Source organism: uncultured Ruminococcus sp., assembly GCF_946415235.1.
Classification (GTDB): Bacteria; Bacillota; Clostridia; order Oscillospirales; family Ruminococcaceae; genus Ruminococcus.
Genome location: NZ_CAMKRR010000072.1, coordinates 1 through 14,791 on the forward strand (window position 1 = coordinate 1; position 14,791 = coordinate 14,791).

The window sequence follows — 14,791 nt, forward strand, 5'->3', positions numbered from 1 at the left end:
TCATATACTCTTTTATTGCACTATTTTTCGTTTACACAGAATTTGGGATTGACTCGGCAGGATAACGACTACTTTTTTCAACTATATATCAATATTTACCATTGTTCCACATATTTAAAATGATACAGCTCCCGAATGGGAGCTTTCATATGTTATATCGTTATCAGGGGAAGCATAACTATGCCGGCAATATTCAGATTATAAAAACACCGCATAGCGTTGAATGAACTGTGCGGTGTTTGTTTTTATTATGAAAATTTTTCCTGCCCGAGGAGGTACTTCTGTATTTTAAGTGCATCGCTTGCGGTAATACCGTTGCCGTTTTTATCAACATCAGCACAGTCGATACCTTTTTCTGTTATATGGTGTTCATTGGTACCGTTAAGTCCGTACTTGTTGGGATTTGCAAGGCTCTGCATTATGAGCACAGCATCGCTCATGTCAATGCCTTTGTCACAGTTAGCGTCACCGAAAGCATAAAAGTTTTTGTAATTTATATTTGCAATTCTTTCCGCAGTTGAACCTGCATATCCATATATCTTATCAACTTTGTCAAGGTCTATGGAATTTGAATAAAAATCACAGTCAGCAGAGTAGATCTTAACTATGGCTTTGCTTTCGGGAGAGTTATCTTTCCATGTAAACGAATCTACACCTATACTTTTTATGTTTTCCGGAATAATGATAGCCTTCATATTTGTACCTTCAAAAGCATATGAATCTATTTCGGTAATTTTATTCGGTAAACTGATCTCTTCGAGTGATCCGCAATCCTTAAATGCAGACATTTTCATTTCTTTTAATCCACTACCAAGCTTAACCGTTTTAAGATCAGTGCAGCCTCTGAAAGCTGAGTTATCTATTTCAGTGACATTGTCATACAGTTTCAGCGAAGCAAGCTTTGTACAGTTTTGAAAAGCAGACTCACCTATATATTCAATGCCTTCTCCGCCTTCAATGCTTTCAAGATTTGTACAATCAATAAATGTTTCTTCAGGGATCACATTTATATTTTTTCCGATAACGACTTTTTTGATATTTTCTTTTACTTCACTTGCTATAAAATTGGACCTGTACGCAGGAAGGATATAAAAATCAAGCTTTAATCCGTTGCTGACAGTTGATGAAATAAGTTCTTTTGTATCGGCTGCGTTTATATATGATACAGGCATTCCCTGTACTTCATCAGGTATTACAAGGGTACCGTCTTTTACAGCATTTTCACTTATTTCTTTGATCACGAGCTTACCATTAACTTCTTCAAATTCCATTCCATATGCCATATTGCATATAAGTCGATCTGTGACATCGAATTTCATATCATTGATATTATCACTGAATGATATGCTTTTTAAATTTTGCAGATTTGCAAATGCGTTTTTGCCTATTTCTTCAAGACCTTCGCCGCCCTCAATTACTTCAAGATTATCGAAATCTTCAAATGCATTTTCGCCTAATCTTTTTATGTTTTTGCCGAGAACGATCTTCTTTGTATCTTCTGCGGTTATAGAATCAATTGAGAACATGTCTTGTTCAGCATCAAAAATTCCGAATTCAACAACAGGTATACCAGCAACTTCATCAGGAATGATCAGCGTACCATCTTTTGACATAAGAATACGATCGATCTTGAGTCCGCCATCAGTTTCATCAAACCACATGCCATAATCTCTTAAACATATAAAATCATCAAGTGGTGACAATTCACGTTTCTCGTACTCACCCTTTTCGTACTGCTCAAAAGTACACCATTTCAAATTATAACGTTCTGCTTGTTGTTTTGCAATCGATTCTTCATCACAAACTATCAGTGTACTTTTCCAAGATTCTTCATCACCAAATAGCCTGCACTCAGGATTATTTATCTTAACGATACCGCTATCATCTTTATTCCGGTTATTAGCATCAAAAACATTTTTAATCTCTGTAAATCTTTCAGGCACTTCAAAGACTTCAATACCTGATCTTTCAAAAGCACCGCTTTCTATCTCTTCAACATTTTCGCCTATCTCAAAACTTTTCAGATTTACACACGCATTAAAAGCCACTAACCCTATATGCTTCAGTTTGCTTCCCACTCTAAGTTCTTTTAAGCTGTAACACCGAGCAAAAGAAAAATCATCAATATCTTCAAGTTCATCATTAAAAGTAACGGTCTCAAGCTCATAACATTCGCTGAAAGCTGAATTGCATATCTTTTTTACATTTTTACCCAGAGTTAATGTTTTAATATGCGGATGTATTTTATTATAATATGGATTAAAAGCAAATTCGCCTATCTCTGTAACAGGACAGTCATCCACCTCATCAGGTATAACGAGATCTACGATGGAAGCGTCAACAACCCCATTGACGACAGCTTCACCGTTACTTAAAGTATACTCGATACCATCTTTGACAACCTCAACAGAATCCTCGGCGTCAGCTGCCAAAACGCTGTTGATAAAGCTTTTTTCTGCTGTAACATTGTATGCTCCACCAACGAGCACAAGTGCAGTTACAGCTGCGATCATTTTTTTGATTTTCATAGTTTTTCTCCTTTAATATATCATTTGCCTTTATGGCATATTTATTATACCATCAAAATTTATGCAATACAATATGCAGCTCTCAAAATTTACAATTCATACAAGTTTGTGAATGTATTGTAAAATATCTCAAAAGAAAAACTGAAGTGTTATTACTATATGATGTCGAAAAGTTTTTCGTCGTGAGCTTTTTTAACTATATAATTACAGGAATATGTTCATTGTAATATAACATACAGGAATGAAAAGCGTTCTTCCCAAATATTACACATCTTAATGACATATCATTCATATCAAGTTCTTTGGTTGTGAAATGGCTTTACAGTTGCTGAATAGGGCGGAAGCGAGATCAAAGCATAATATGACAAAAAGGACGACTTGCGTCGTCCTTTATCAGTGTATGTACCAGTAAGCCTTATCATTCTTTGTTATTTGAAACATCTTTGATTTTTTTGAGGTCATCAACATACATTTCTGAATATCCGCATTCAGGACATACAGCACATTTCAATTCGGCAATAGGAGATGAAAAAAAGGCCTTATTTGTTATTCTTAATCCATTACTGCTGATCTTAAAATTTTCAATCATATTGTTTTTACATCTTAAACATGTTCTCATAATAAAACCTCCGTAGATAATGTGTTATTTATATTAGTTAGTACTGTTTGCAGCTGCTGATGCAGCAACAATAGCAGCCATCATTGCAGCTTCCTGTGCTGCGATAATAGCAAGAGCAGAAGCGGATACAGCCGCCTGAGTTTTATCGGTATCTTCGTAGAGGTCAGCCGTGAGCATTGCTGCATGCATGAGCCTTGTTTTCTTGTCAAGGCTCAAAGCTCCGTAGCCCTTCTGTCCGTCAAGAAGTCCGTCTATGGCAACCGTTGTGTCAACAAGTTCCTTTTCATCGGCTTCAATAACGGATATTGCCGCAAGAGTGGAAAGCTCATAGTGCTTGCCATATTTTCTTTCTGCTACTGCGAACATATCGAACATTCTGATCAATCTGTCTACCTTTTCCTCGGGAGCTCCGTCTGTCATAGCAAGTATGTGGGATACAGTCTGAACAGCGTTCTTGTCCGAGAACTTCTTCCTCAGCAGGTAATAGCACTTCTCAGCAGCATCGATGAGCTGCTGGTCGCTCTTTTCCGAAAACGCCATAAAGCCTGCCATTATATTGTCTTCAGTTGAAGTAAGTATAGGGTGCTCCATCTTCATCATATCGTAGAGAGCGCGTCCCCTTGCAGCAATTCTTTCAGCCTCTTCTTCAGTTGCTTTTTCAGCGAGGAGAGTTGCAAGCAGAGCAAGATACTCGGATCTTCTGAAGTGTTTTTTGAGTATGCCATACATAGCCATTACCTTTTCAAACTGAGTTTCGGGGTCAGCCGACACGCAGAGCTTAGCTGCAAAGGGTGTTATAATAACGCCTTTGAGATAAGAAGCAAAGCCTGCATTCTTCTTGATGATCTTCTTGCACTTGGCAAGCTTGTCAGCATCAGCCTTGACACCTGCTGAACAGAAAACATTTGCTGCAACGGCATAGATATATGAGCTATCAAGCTTTGCTGCTTTCTTTATAGTGTCTCTGTTCTCGATAAAGTCCTTTGTTATCTGGTTTATAGTTGATTTCATAGTAATTGCTCCTTTAGTGTATTTGAAAGCTTTCCGCTTCTGTGATCATAGTATATCATATTGCAGGTCTGTTGTCCGTCTTTTAATATTACCGTATATTACAATTCTGAAATGTTTGCCAGTAAAATAACTTTATCTTTCCAAGCACATATGACTGCAAAAGAGCCTATGGCTGCTTTTACCCTGTATACCTTCGCTTTTCAATATGCTGAACATCTCGGCGTTGCCTATGCCATGATTGCCTTTGAAAGCTCTTCTAAGGGTGCATTCGTGCTTCATACCGCACTTTTTCATCACGCCTCCGGAATTCGGGTTACGTGTGTCATGAATTGCCTCGATGCGTTCCATGCCCACCTCATTAAAGAAAAATTCAATAATGGCATTCAGCGCTTCACTGGTTATACCATTATTCCACCATTTTCTGCCTATGAAGTAGCCTATCTGCACAGCTGAGATAAGAAGCTGTTTATTTTTCAAAGGCGAAAATATAGTCAAAGCTTGTTCTGCTGTTTAGTGCATAGCTCCAAATTTTAGAATTAAGCATAAAATGTTCACAAATTTGCAGAGCGGATATGGTATAATAAAAACAAACATCATATTTATACCTGAAAGTTGGGAATTAATGAAAAAGGATACAGGAAATAAGAAGATACTGGAAAAGACAATAAACCGTTTTTCTGCACGTAAGAAAGCACCTCTGAGTGGTTATATTATATTGCTTTTGTTTTATCTGGCAGGGTCGATTGCTGTGAGTTTTTTAGCTCGTTCAAAAGCTGAGATACCGATTTTTGGTATACCGCTCCCTTTTTATTCTTTTGCAGGTGTTTTTTCAGTGGTTTCGGAAATTTGCGTTCTCTTCATGGCGTTCTATTACGGAAAGAAGGGATATTTCACGGCTTTGTGTCTTCAGATCGTTCAGATGCCGATGGTGCTGATGGGGGTCTTTGTACAGCATAAGCTTACGAGTATTCCCGGTATTTTCGGAAATCTGCTGACGATAATTGCTATCACATCCGCTTATTTAAACAATGAGCGTGTTGAAAGATTCCAAAAGGAAATGCGGGATCAGGCGGTGACCGATCAGCTCACAGGTCTTCCTAACCGTTTTGCCTGTTTAAAGCTGATTGCAGCTTTGATTGAAAAAGGTGATAAGTTTGCTATTGTTTCCATTGATATCAATGACTTCAAGGGCATAAATGATACAATGGGGTTTGATACAGGAAACGCTATCCTGAATGAAATCGCTTCCCGTTGGAAAAATATCGCAGATAATAGCATTTCCGGTACGCTTGATTTTATTTCCCGCGTCAGCGGAGATGAGTTCGTTCTGATCATTCGTGATTATCAGCGGGAAGAAGATATTCTCAATACTATCAAGCAGTATGAAACTATACTGCATAATCGTATTACGGTCGATAATACTGACTTGTATGTTACTGCAAGCTTCGGATATGCAGAGTTCCCGCATGATGCGAATACCAAGGACACTCTTGTTTCCTATGCAGATGCTGCAATGCACGAGGTGAAGCGTTCTCACAGCAGTAATCACATTATACACTTTACGCCTGATCTTCTAAAAGTTGAGCGCACGATAGAGCTTGAGAGCAAAATTCGTGATGCGCTTGAAAAAGAGACGCTATTCTACAATCTTCAGCCGCAGTTTGATATGGACCATAAACTTCGAGGATTTGAGGCGCTTGCACGAATGAAGGACGTTGACGGCAACTTTATCAGTCCCGGCGAGTTTATTCCCATTGCGGAAAAGGTTGGTCTCATTGATAAGGTCGACGACATGGTATTCCGGAAGGCGGCAGTGTTCTTCGGTGAGCTTTTGCAAAAAACTGGTGCGGATATCGTACTGAGTGTGAACGTGTCTGTTCGTCACCTTATGAGAAATGACTTCTTCGATGAAATATGCGAAGTGCTTGAAATCAGCGGTGTTCCCGCGGACAAGCTGGAGATAGAGATCACGGAATCTATTATGATAGATTCTGTGGACAAAGCTTTGCAATGCATCGATCAGCTGAAAGAAATGGGTATCAGAATCGCCATCGATGACTTTGGAACGGGCTATTCTTCGCTGAGTTATCTCAACCGCTTCCCTGTAAATTTGCTGAAGGTGGATAAGTCGTTCATTGACAAGATGAATACAAGCGAATCATCCAGGCAATATGTTGCCGCTATTATATCTATCGGTCATATAATGGGATTTGATGTTATCTCAGAAGGTGTTGAGGATGAGGATCAGCTTGAAACTCTAAGGGAGATAGGCTGCGATTATATACAGGGCTTTATCTGGGGCAGACCACTGTCAAAAGAAGACGCAGAAAAGCTTGTAACGGATATGACTTAAATATGGCTTTTAATATGTTAAGAAGGAAAAGCGGATTCCGCATAAGATGCAGTTCGACTGATTTTAATGCTTCAATAAGTGAAGTTATTAAAGATATACGTGATCTCTGTAATGCAGAGCATTGCTGTATCCTGAGTACTGATTTCAGTCGGAGTGTATACGCTTTTTCGTACATACTGTCTTCCTGAAACAACAGAGTCCTCACAGCTTGAAAGCCGTGAGGACTTATTGTTTTTATTCAGATATCGTATTCTATGTTGCTGTGGTTCTGGTTCGCTTGTATCCTGTGGGGTACGGTTTATTTGACGCTTAATATTTAAAATGATGCAGCTCCCTATGGGAGCTGTCGTAATTTATATCGCTATGTTCAGAATTTCAATGATTTGGGCGCAGGCTCCGGAAGCTTCTGCGTATAAAAAAAGTGCAAATATGATCTGATAAAGCAAAAATCCATATCGTTTTTTCAGCGCATAAAAATGACTTTTTTTCTAATTTTTTATAAGTTTATTAATAGAATGTAAAATCATAGATTCTGCTTGTATTTTTTTAAGAAGTATTATATAATATACTTATCATGATATAAGGAGGGATCACTATGATGATCAGAAAAATGATAGCAGCAATGTCAGCTATCGCAATTATGGGGAACTCAGCGGTTTATAACGGAGCTCAGTACAGCATTTTCCGCTCTTATGCCGCAGAGTCAGCAGAAGAACAAATTTCAGAGGGCTGTGCGATGATATCAATTATCGCGCCAAATTATAAGCTTCCTGAGGGGATAACAGCGAAGCTTGTGGAAGTCAGCGGGGAAAACAGAAAGGTACTGGATGAATGGGATCCTGTATCATCTGATATGCAGACCTTTTCCAGGCTCAGCCTGAGTGATGATACCAGCTACAAAATAATTATTGAAAACATTCCTGAATACTTTTATCTGCCCGAAGAAACTGATATTAACATCGGAAACGAAAACAACACGGACAAAATTGTGATCTGTGGCTTTAGTATGCAGATATATCCTGGATTTTTCTTCGGTATCTCAAACGGAACAGAGCTCCATTTTGCAAGAAGACTCGTATCTTTCGGAAGCAACTATTCATCAATTACAAGCGCATATGACAAAGACGAGATCGCAGAAGCGTATATCACAGACGATCAGGGATTCAGATACATAAATGCCTTTTCAGATTCGGGAGAAGCCTTCGTAGTTCCTGACGGTCATTATACTGCTTATGTAAAGCCTGCCGAGGGGTACAGCTTTGTACAAAAGAATTCAGAAGCTGCATTATACGTCGCCCCGCACAAGTATTACGAGGACGATTATTTCGATTATGATTTTTCAAAAGGCATAGATTTCAACGTAAAAAACGGTGTGGCAGACAAAAAGATCGAATTCTACATTGAAGAAGCTCCGACATCTGAAAACAGCTGCTCGGCGGAGATATCCGTCATTGATGAGGACACAGGAGAGCTCATTGAAGGCTGTGTGCTTAAATTCACAAACAGATTCAGTTCGTACGATCCTGTAATAATGACAACAACAAAAGAGAAACCGATCAAGCTTGACGATATTCGTACTTTGAACAACAAATATGAATTATCGGTGAAGTATCTTCCTCCGTTTTATAAAGCCGAGACCGATTATTCTTTTACTTTTGCCGAATTCGGAGAGCACAAGGATATTGTTATAAAAGCAAAGCGTACTGTTTCCGAGGAGGAAGCGGCAAAGCTGAAAAAGGTCGAGCTCCCCAAGGAAGACCCGATCCCTGTTGACAAAGAGCACTGCGCCGTTACAATAGCAGCTTATGATCTTAACACCTTTCTGCCGCCTGAAAAGCTTACAGCATTTATCGTAAAACGCGCAAATGATGAAAACAATACCGAGACCGAGCTTGCAAGCTGGGATGTCAGCGAAGAACCTGTAAAAACCTTTACAGACATAGAATATGATCCCGACGCTGATTACTACTTAAAGTTTCCGATGACAATGTATTCGTACAATAATGCGGGAAGTATAAAGCTAAGCTTCAAAAAGGGCGGAGATACTGATAAAATAGCCGTACCTCTCCATGAGTCATATATGTATGGAAATGTAGATGTTGACTGCTGTATCTGTACCCAGAAGGATAACGCTACAAGCTACGGAAGCGTATACAACTACGGAAAAAAGGAATTTCCACTTGAATCATATGGTATTTATGATGATAACGGCTACAGATACTGTTATGCATCAGGTCTGTCATCATTTCAGTTAGGAAAAGGCGCTTTGCCGGACGGAGAGTACACTTTCAGGATATCGCCCAAGGAAGGCTACAGAGTACTGCAAACAGGCAGTGAATATATGTGCGTTACTTCATTGCGTGAAAGATTTTCACTTGATGAGCTGGAGCAGAACTCCGAAAAAGGCGGCAGCGGTATCCGATTCAAGGTCGAGAACGGCTTGCAGCGTGATAAGGTAATTATCCTTATTGAGGAAGCTCCTACAGCTGAAACCGCCTGCTCTGCCGATATATCAGTAGTTGACGAAGCTACGGGTGAACCGATAAACGATGTACAGCTCAAATTTGTATGCTCAAAGAACAACAGCTACTCCTATTCGTGGAATACGTCGGATATACCCGTGATGAAATACGATAACCTGTTGTATACGGGAAGCAATTATAAGGTCTTTGTAAATGAAGCTCCTAAGGGCTATGAATACTCGTCGCAAAGCTATCAGTTCTCGTTTACGGAATACGGACAGCATGAAGATCTTGTAATAAAACTGAAAAAGAAACTTTCACTGGGAGATGTGAACGGTGACGGTATCATAGACGCCGTTGACGCTTCAAATGTTCTTAGGTACTATGCGATCATATCCACAGATCAGGAAGGTGGATTTACAGACGATCAGAAGGCTGCCGCCGATGTTAATAAAGACGGCGAGGTAAATGCTGTGGATTCTTCCAATATACTTGCATATTATGCTTACGCTTCGATATCAGATGCTGCAATAAAAACTATGGAAGAATTTATAAATAAAAAGTAAAATCAAACGTCCGTTGAAAGCATAACAGCTGCAACGGACGTTTTTTATGATGTTAATAATGCATTATTGTTCGGAACTTTTGTCATATAAAGTTGGATTTTTTAAAATCGTAATGGTTGTTTCTCCTTCAAACTATTCCCGAATCCCTTAATGACAGGATCAAGGAAGTAACGTATAATGGATTGCTTACCCATTATGCTCTGCGCGTCGTATTCAGCTTTCGAAATAGCACACGAAACAGCTTTTGGCAATAATCTCAGAAAAGTCTTTTGCGTGAAAAAAGTGGTATAAGTAGTAAAAACAGTTTTTAGGCAATGTGTTTTGAAGTTATTTAGTTTATATAGAGGACGGCGAGAGCCGTCCTCAAATCTATTGTTTTGCAGTCTTTCTGCATGATAGGAGTCATGTTATAATACTGACAAGTGTATTTTGTATCCTACGTGACTCATATTTGATGCTTACAAAGGTACTAGGATTTTACTTGATTTTTATAAACTCTTCAAAAGTAAGTTTTCCACCTGTAGATGTATGTGCGTAAAACGCAAGCACTTTAGATGCATCTACTGCATCTATATATCCGTCCTTGTTTACATCACATACGGCTAAATCGTCTTCTGTTGGAGCTTTCGAACCAGTTGAATACTTAGCATAGCTGCCGAGTATCTTTGAAGCATCAACTGCGTCGAGTATGCCGTTTCCGTCTATATCTCCGAGCACTTTTTTAGTAGCAGGTACAGTTGTAGTGGTTGTCGAAGCGGTAGTTGTGGTTACGATCGTTGACTGAACAGTTGTAGTTGTAGAAGCTATTGAGGTATCGAAGCACATCTTAAGTTATCGGCTTATGAAGTTTTACAGAATACATACTAAGGAATGTTATTTGTCCGTTATACAGCTTTGAACTGTCCTTTGGCATTCATAAAATCCTGTCCATATCTATTTATACTTTTTCATTATCTCAGATACACGACTCTGTATAGACTTTGCAGCATCCTCTGCTGAGCACTCTCCTGCAAAATACTTATCGGCTTCCTCAAGGATAGTGTTACTCATATCATGATCGTATTCAACTGCTGTATTATCACACTTGCACAAATAATCATACAGCATATCAGCCTGTTCAGCCGTAAGACTGGGAACAGGTATACCGCTTGCGGTATGCTCGACGCCTATCTCACTGTTAAGTATATTCCTGGTTTCAGGCTTGAAGCACGAAAACACATCATAAGGGAATGTAAGAGCTTTTGAAACAAATTCCCATGCGCCGTCCTTATCCTGACAAGAAGATGTAATGCAATATAAAAACTCCGGATTTATCATTCCGCCTCTTTCACTGTCATCAGTGGGGTAGCCTACCATGTTGATCTCCTCGCCGCTGCCCTGGAGATCCTTTACAATATTTATCTGTGAATTCACATTATCCTTTATAACAAGGGTTTTGTCAGTACCGAACCACGCATACTGATCGCTATCAAATCCTTCATCATCGGAAAGGAAGCGGTTTGCAAATTCAAGCCTCTTTATGAAGTCATCGCTGTCAAAATGGCATTCGCCCTTATCGTAGTCTATTACGCCGTATGCAGAAGCGAGCATATCTGCAAACATATATAATCTTTTTGTGTCATCATACATATGAGCGGCAGAATCGGGTGCATTATCATAGAATTCCAGCATCTCATCCATAGTCCATGTGGGCTTGTCCCAGAATTTGTTTTTTACGATAAGGGATTCGCAGTAAAATGAACCCGGAAGTCCGTATATCTTTCCGTCTTTTGCTGACATTGACTTAATGATTGCAGGGAACACATCATCACGTGTATATCCGTTTCTTCCATCGAGAAACTGATCCATATCCACAAGCGCTTCGTTATTTGCAAGCCTGCAATAATCGCCGTATCCAAGTCCCATAACGATATCGGGACCGTTTCCGTTCCGAATGTCATCGCAGAGCTGTGAAAATGCTTTATCGATCACCTCAATGGTGTTGTCTTTATATCCGTCGTCTACTACTTCATCCGGATCGCCATACACAACAGTTCTTACATGATACCTGTCATTATTACGATTAAAGTCCTTCACAATTTCATTTGTGACTCCTTTATCGTACATAACAACTCCCAGTGTAAGTTCGCTTTTTTCTGCAAGAGCCGAGACGTCACCGGGTTTAAGCTTAAAATACTCGCTTTCGCTGCCGTATGCTGTTGCTTTTTCCTTTATGCCGAGAAATTCATCATTTCCTAAAGGAAAAACCTCCATTAAATCAAGATTGGAATTCTCCCAGTTGATTATTTCCTCCATGCTGCCGTCGCCGCATACGCCGTATAAAGCATCTGTTTTATTTAAAAGGAATTTATATTTTCCATAACCCTTCTGAGGATATCCTTCATTTTCTTCAATGGTTATAAGCGGTTCTGCCAGTGAATTCCCTTCCAGCTTGCAAAGTTCATACTTCATGCCGGTTTGTTCACCAGGTAAATATTGATGCTCTCTGTCAAACTCATCAGCATTCAAGCGAATGGCATAAGTCTCTCCGTTGCAGTCTTTCATAATAACCAGTGGCCGATACCAATGATGAATTATTTCGGTTTCCATTATCTGAGTTACATAGCCGTCTGCCTTGTTTATGCGTAGCAATATCCTGTTATCGTATACAACAAGCAGATGATCGTCAAATTCAAGAATGTCATTTATACCGTCACTTCCGTAGCCGTCGGCTTCGGGCAGCTCAAGGGTGAAGCTGCTGACTATCTTATTATCGGAATAATTAACAAGAAGGTATGACTCGGCGCAGTTGTCGTAATAAGCATCATAATCATAATTCTCGTCATGTTCTTCAGGAAGTTTCAATCCGCCGTGATCTTCAATCAGATAGATAACGCTGGCGTTGGAATATGTATCCGTATCACTTGTCATGATCTCATAATAATCGGCTGAAATCACTTCTTCGGGAAGCTCTCTTTTGATAAAGGAAAAAACGCTCAGCTCCCTGTCTGCCAGGTATATTTTTTTCTCGTACGGGTTCCTGACCGAATACATCAGCTGAAGCTCATCATTATCAGTTTCACATACCGAATAAATATATTCAACGTCAGCAGGCATATTTACTTTCTCCGCAGTATAGTATCCGGTAATACCGCTTACATCTACCTTTTGACCGAGGCTGGCAACTCCGGAGAGCTCGTCCCCGGAAATGTCGTCTGATATGCTGCTGTTTTCTTTATTATTATTTTCTTCTGTTCGTTTGCCGCATGAAGTGGCGCATATTCCGGACAGCATTATAACAAGTGCTGCCGAAAATGATATTATCTTTTTCATTTTATGTCCTTTCTTGTGTTTAGGCAGTTCTCACATTGCTGATCTTCCACTGTGTACCGTTCCAGACAAAATCAAATACATACTCTCTGTCCGCTTCAACACAGGCTGAGAAATCGTATTTTGCATTGTCTTGTATCTTCGGCTCTGATGGAGCTTCGGTGGTCTCATAGGTATTTTCCTCTGTGGTATAAAGTCTGCCGTTGTAATCCACCAGAACAGGTGCAGATGTTTTATCCGTGCCTTTGACTGCCTCATCTATGCCAATGCAGAGATATGTGCCTCCGTTGTCTTTCAGGGTATCAAAATACTCGTCTGTGACCACTGCACGGAAAGTATCATATATCTCTCCGCAGCTTTCAAAGCGTTCATCGTCGATCAGATAATACTCCGCATCTTCTCCCCGCCATTCCGAATTACGTGAGCTGTACTGTGAGAAGCACCTTCCGCTCCCCTTTGTTGCAACTTCTCCGTTGATATAATCCGAGGCTGAAATGAAATTCTCAGTGAGGAGCTTTGCGATGGCAGTATGGTCGGAATACTCAAGTGAATTTAGAACAGTTTTTTTCTTGTTGTTTTTGATGTTATTTCTCTTCCCACAGATATAAACTGAGCTTGTGGCAATAACAGCGGCTGCGGCAACTGAAACAGAGACGTCGATAATCCTTCTGAATGCAGATCTTTTATACCTTTCAACGCCCGAAACACTGTCATTGTATGTCCGTTCGTCCTGCTGGGATATAAGCTTGCGCTGTATCCGCGAATATATCCTTTCCCTGACCTCATCGGTAAAAACAGAAGAATCATCCTCTTTACTGTCGGAGAACTCAGGGATATTATCATCAAACAATTCCTCTATCTTCATTTTCACCACTCCGCATCTACGCCTGCCTTTAACAGCAGGTTTTTCAGTTTCTTTCTTGCTCGCTGCATCCTTTTCTGTACCGAGCTTGTTGTTATATTGAGCTCCGAAGCTATCTCAACCGATGACCTGCCATAGTAATAATGGCGTATTATGATAGAAGAATCGGGATCTCCAAGCTTTTTCACGCAGTCCATGAGTATCCCTTTCAGCTCCATGCGCTCGGAAGTGCTCTCAAGCTCGTTCTCTGAGACTCCATAAAATGGCGTGACATCGTCAATCGGTACTGTCCTGTTGTTTTTCAGTGAAAGCCGCCTGAAAAGATCAATAGAACTTCTTTTCGCGATAGTGGATATAAACCATTTAAGGTCGCCGCTGTATACTTTATCGGATTTAAGCGAACGGAATATGTCAATGAATATGTCAGCCACACATTCTTCGATATCCTCAGCAGTTCCGCATGATCGGAGATTGTTTGAAACTATCGTATAGACATAGGTGCAGTATTCGTCATACAGCGCACGCTGCCACACATCAGAAGGACCTTTCATAAGCTCCCTAAGCTGACTGTCTGTCATATTCCTTTTTCACTCCTTTGAACATGTTCATCATAATAATCGTTCTTTGAAACACTTAGCGGACATATTTTCTAAAAAAATTTTTGTTATCGGTTTTTTTACTAAATTTCTGATAGGTTTTGGTATATTGGCTCGAAGTTTAATTCAGCATATTTATTGTAGCAAGATGAAATTTTAATGTCAACACTTTTTTCTGAAAATATGGCCGAAATTGTCAAGAAATGTGCAGTCAAAGAATCCTCTGTCGAATAAATCAAACCCCCCCCGCACTCGCGTAATGTCATTAAGCTAAGGAAAAGTAAAATAATCACAGGAATCAAAAATTCCTGTGATTATTTTTTATGTATATAATGTAAATTTTTGCAAAAAGGTATTGACAAAAAGTCAAAAACGTGCGGCGCAGCTAATCAGATATACACATCTGATTGGAGGTTTTACCGTGCAAAAATACTGTAATATCGTCAAAAACAAGCTTAATATGCTTATTCGGAACATGGAGAAAA

10 protein-coding genes are annotated in these 14,791 nt (G+C 39.7%); 2 read left to right on the forward strand and 8 right to left on the reverse strand.

Annotated features, from left to right (window positions below):
- Positions 1 to 248 precede the first annotated feature (248 nt).
- The 4 genes from Q0R37_RS11525 to Q0R37_RS11540 all read right to left on the reverse strand — a co-directional run bounded on the left by Q0R37_RS11525 (position 249) and on the right by Q0R37_RS11540 (position 4,653).
- Positions 249 to 2,528 (reverse strand): leucine-rich repeat protein, encoded by a 2,280-nt coding sequence (locus Q0R37_RS11525; RefSeq protein ID WP_294754629.1) that lies wholly within the window; start codon positions 2,526 to 2,528, stop codon positions 249 to 251.
- 418 nt (positions 2,529 to 2,946) lie between these two features.
- Positions 2,947 to 3,147, reverse strand: coding sequence for a zinc ribbon domain-containing protein (locus tag Q0R37_RS11530; protein ID WP_294754631.1), 201 nt, complete (start codon positions 3,145 to 3,147; stop codon positions 2,947 to 2,949).
- Positions 3,148 to 3,180: 33 nt separating this feature from the next.
- Complete coding sequence (locus Q0R37_RS11535; protein ID WP_294754633.1) at positions 3,181 to 4,158, reverse strand: DUF4003 family protein; 978 nt, start codon at positions 4,156 to 4,158, stop codon at positions 3,181 to 3,183.
- A 132-nt stretch (positions 4,159 to 4,290) separates the two neighbouring features.
- Positions 4,291 to 4,653: a GNAT family N-acetyltransferase gene (locus Q0R37_RS11540; RefSeq protein WP_294754635.1), complete on the reverse strand. Its 363-nt coding sequence runs from the start codon at positions 4,651 to 4,653 to the stop codon at positions 4,291 to 4,293.
- A 337-nt stretch (positions 4,654 to 4,990) separates the two neighbouring features.
- On the opposite strand from Q0R37_RS11540, the gene Q0R37_RS11545 reads away from it, so the two are divergent.
- The gene (locus tag Q0R37_RS11545; protein ID WP_294754637.1) at positions 4,991 to 6,511 is read left to right on the forward strand and encodes a bifunctional diguanylate cyclase/phosphodiesterase; all 1,521 of its coding nucleotides are present in this window, start codon (positions 4,991 to 4,993) and stop codon (positions 6,509 to 6,511) included.
- 595 nt (positions 6,512 to 7,106) lie between these two features.
- Positions 7,107 to 9,539: a dockerin type I domain-containing protein gene (locus Q0R37_RS11550; protein ID WP_294754639.1), complete on the forward strand. Its 2,433-nt coding sequence runs from the start codon at positions 7,107 to 7,109 to the stop codon at positions 9,537 to 9,539.
- Positions 9,540 to 10,016: 477 nt separating this feature from the next.
- On the opposite strand, the gene Q0R37_RS11555 is transcribed toward Q0R37_RS11550, so the two are convergent.
- The 4 genes from Q0R37_RS11555 to Q0R37_RS11570 all read right to left on the reverse strand — a co-directional run bounded on the left by Q0R37_RS11555 (position 10,017) and on the right by Q0R37_RS11570 (position 14,288).
- The gene (locus Q0R37_RS11555) at positions 10,017 to 10,364 is read right to left on the reverse strand and encodes a dockerin type I domain-containing protein (protein WP_294754641.1); all 348 of its coding nucleotides are present in this window, start codon (positions 10,362 to 10,364) and stop codon (positions 10,017 to 10,019) included.
- A gap of 108 nt (positions 10,365 to 10,472) precedes the next feature.
- Positions 10,473 to 12,851 carry an extracellular solute-binding protein gene (locus Q0R37_RS11560; protein WP_294754643.1) on the reverse strand — a complete coding sequence of 793 codons (2,379 nt, stop codon included), beginning with the start codon at positions 12,849 to 12,851 and terminating at the stop codon, positions 10,473 to 10,475.
- 19 nt (positions 12,852 to 12,870) lie between these two features.
- The gene (locus Q0R37_RS11565) at positions 12,871 to 13,713 is read right to left on the reverse strand and encodes a hypothetical protein (RefSeq protein WP_294754644.1); all 843 of its coding nucleotides are present in this window, start codon (positions 13,711 to 13,713) and stop codon (positions 12,871 to 12,873) included.
- Positions 13,714 to 13,715: 2 nt separating this feature from the next.
- Complete coding sequence (locus Q0R37_RS11570) at positions 13,716 to 14,288, reverse strand: sigma-70 family RNA polymerase sigma factor (protein WP_294754645.1); 573 nt, start codon at positions 14,286 to 14,288, stop codon at positions 13,716 to 13,718.
- Positions 14,289 to 14,791 lie beyond the last annotated feature (503 nt).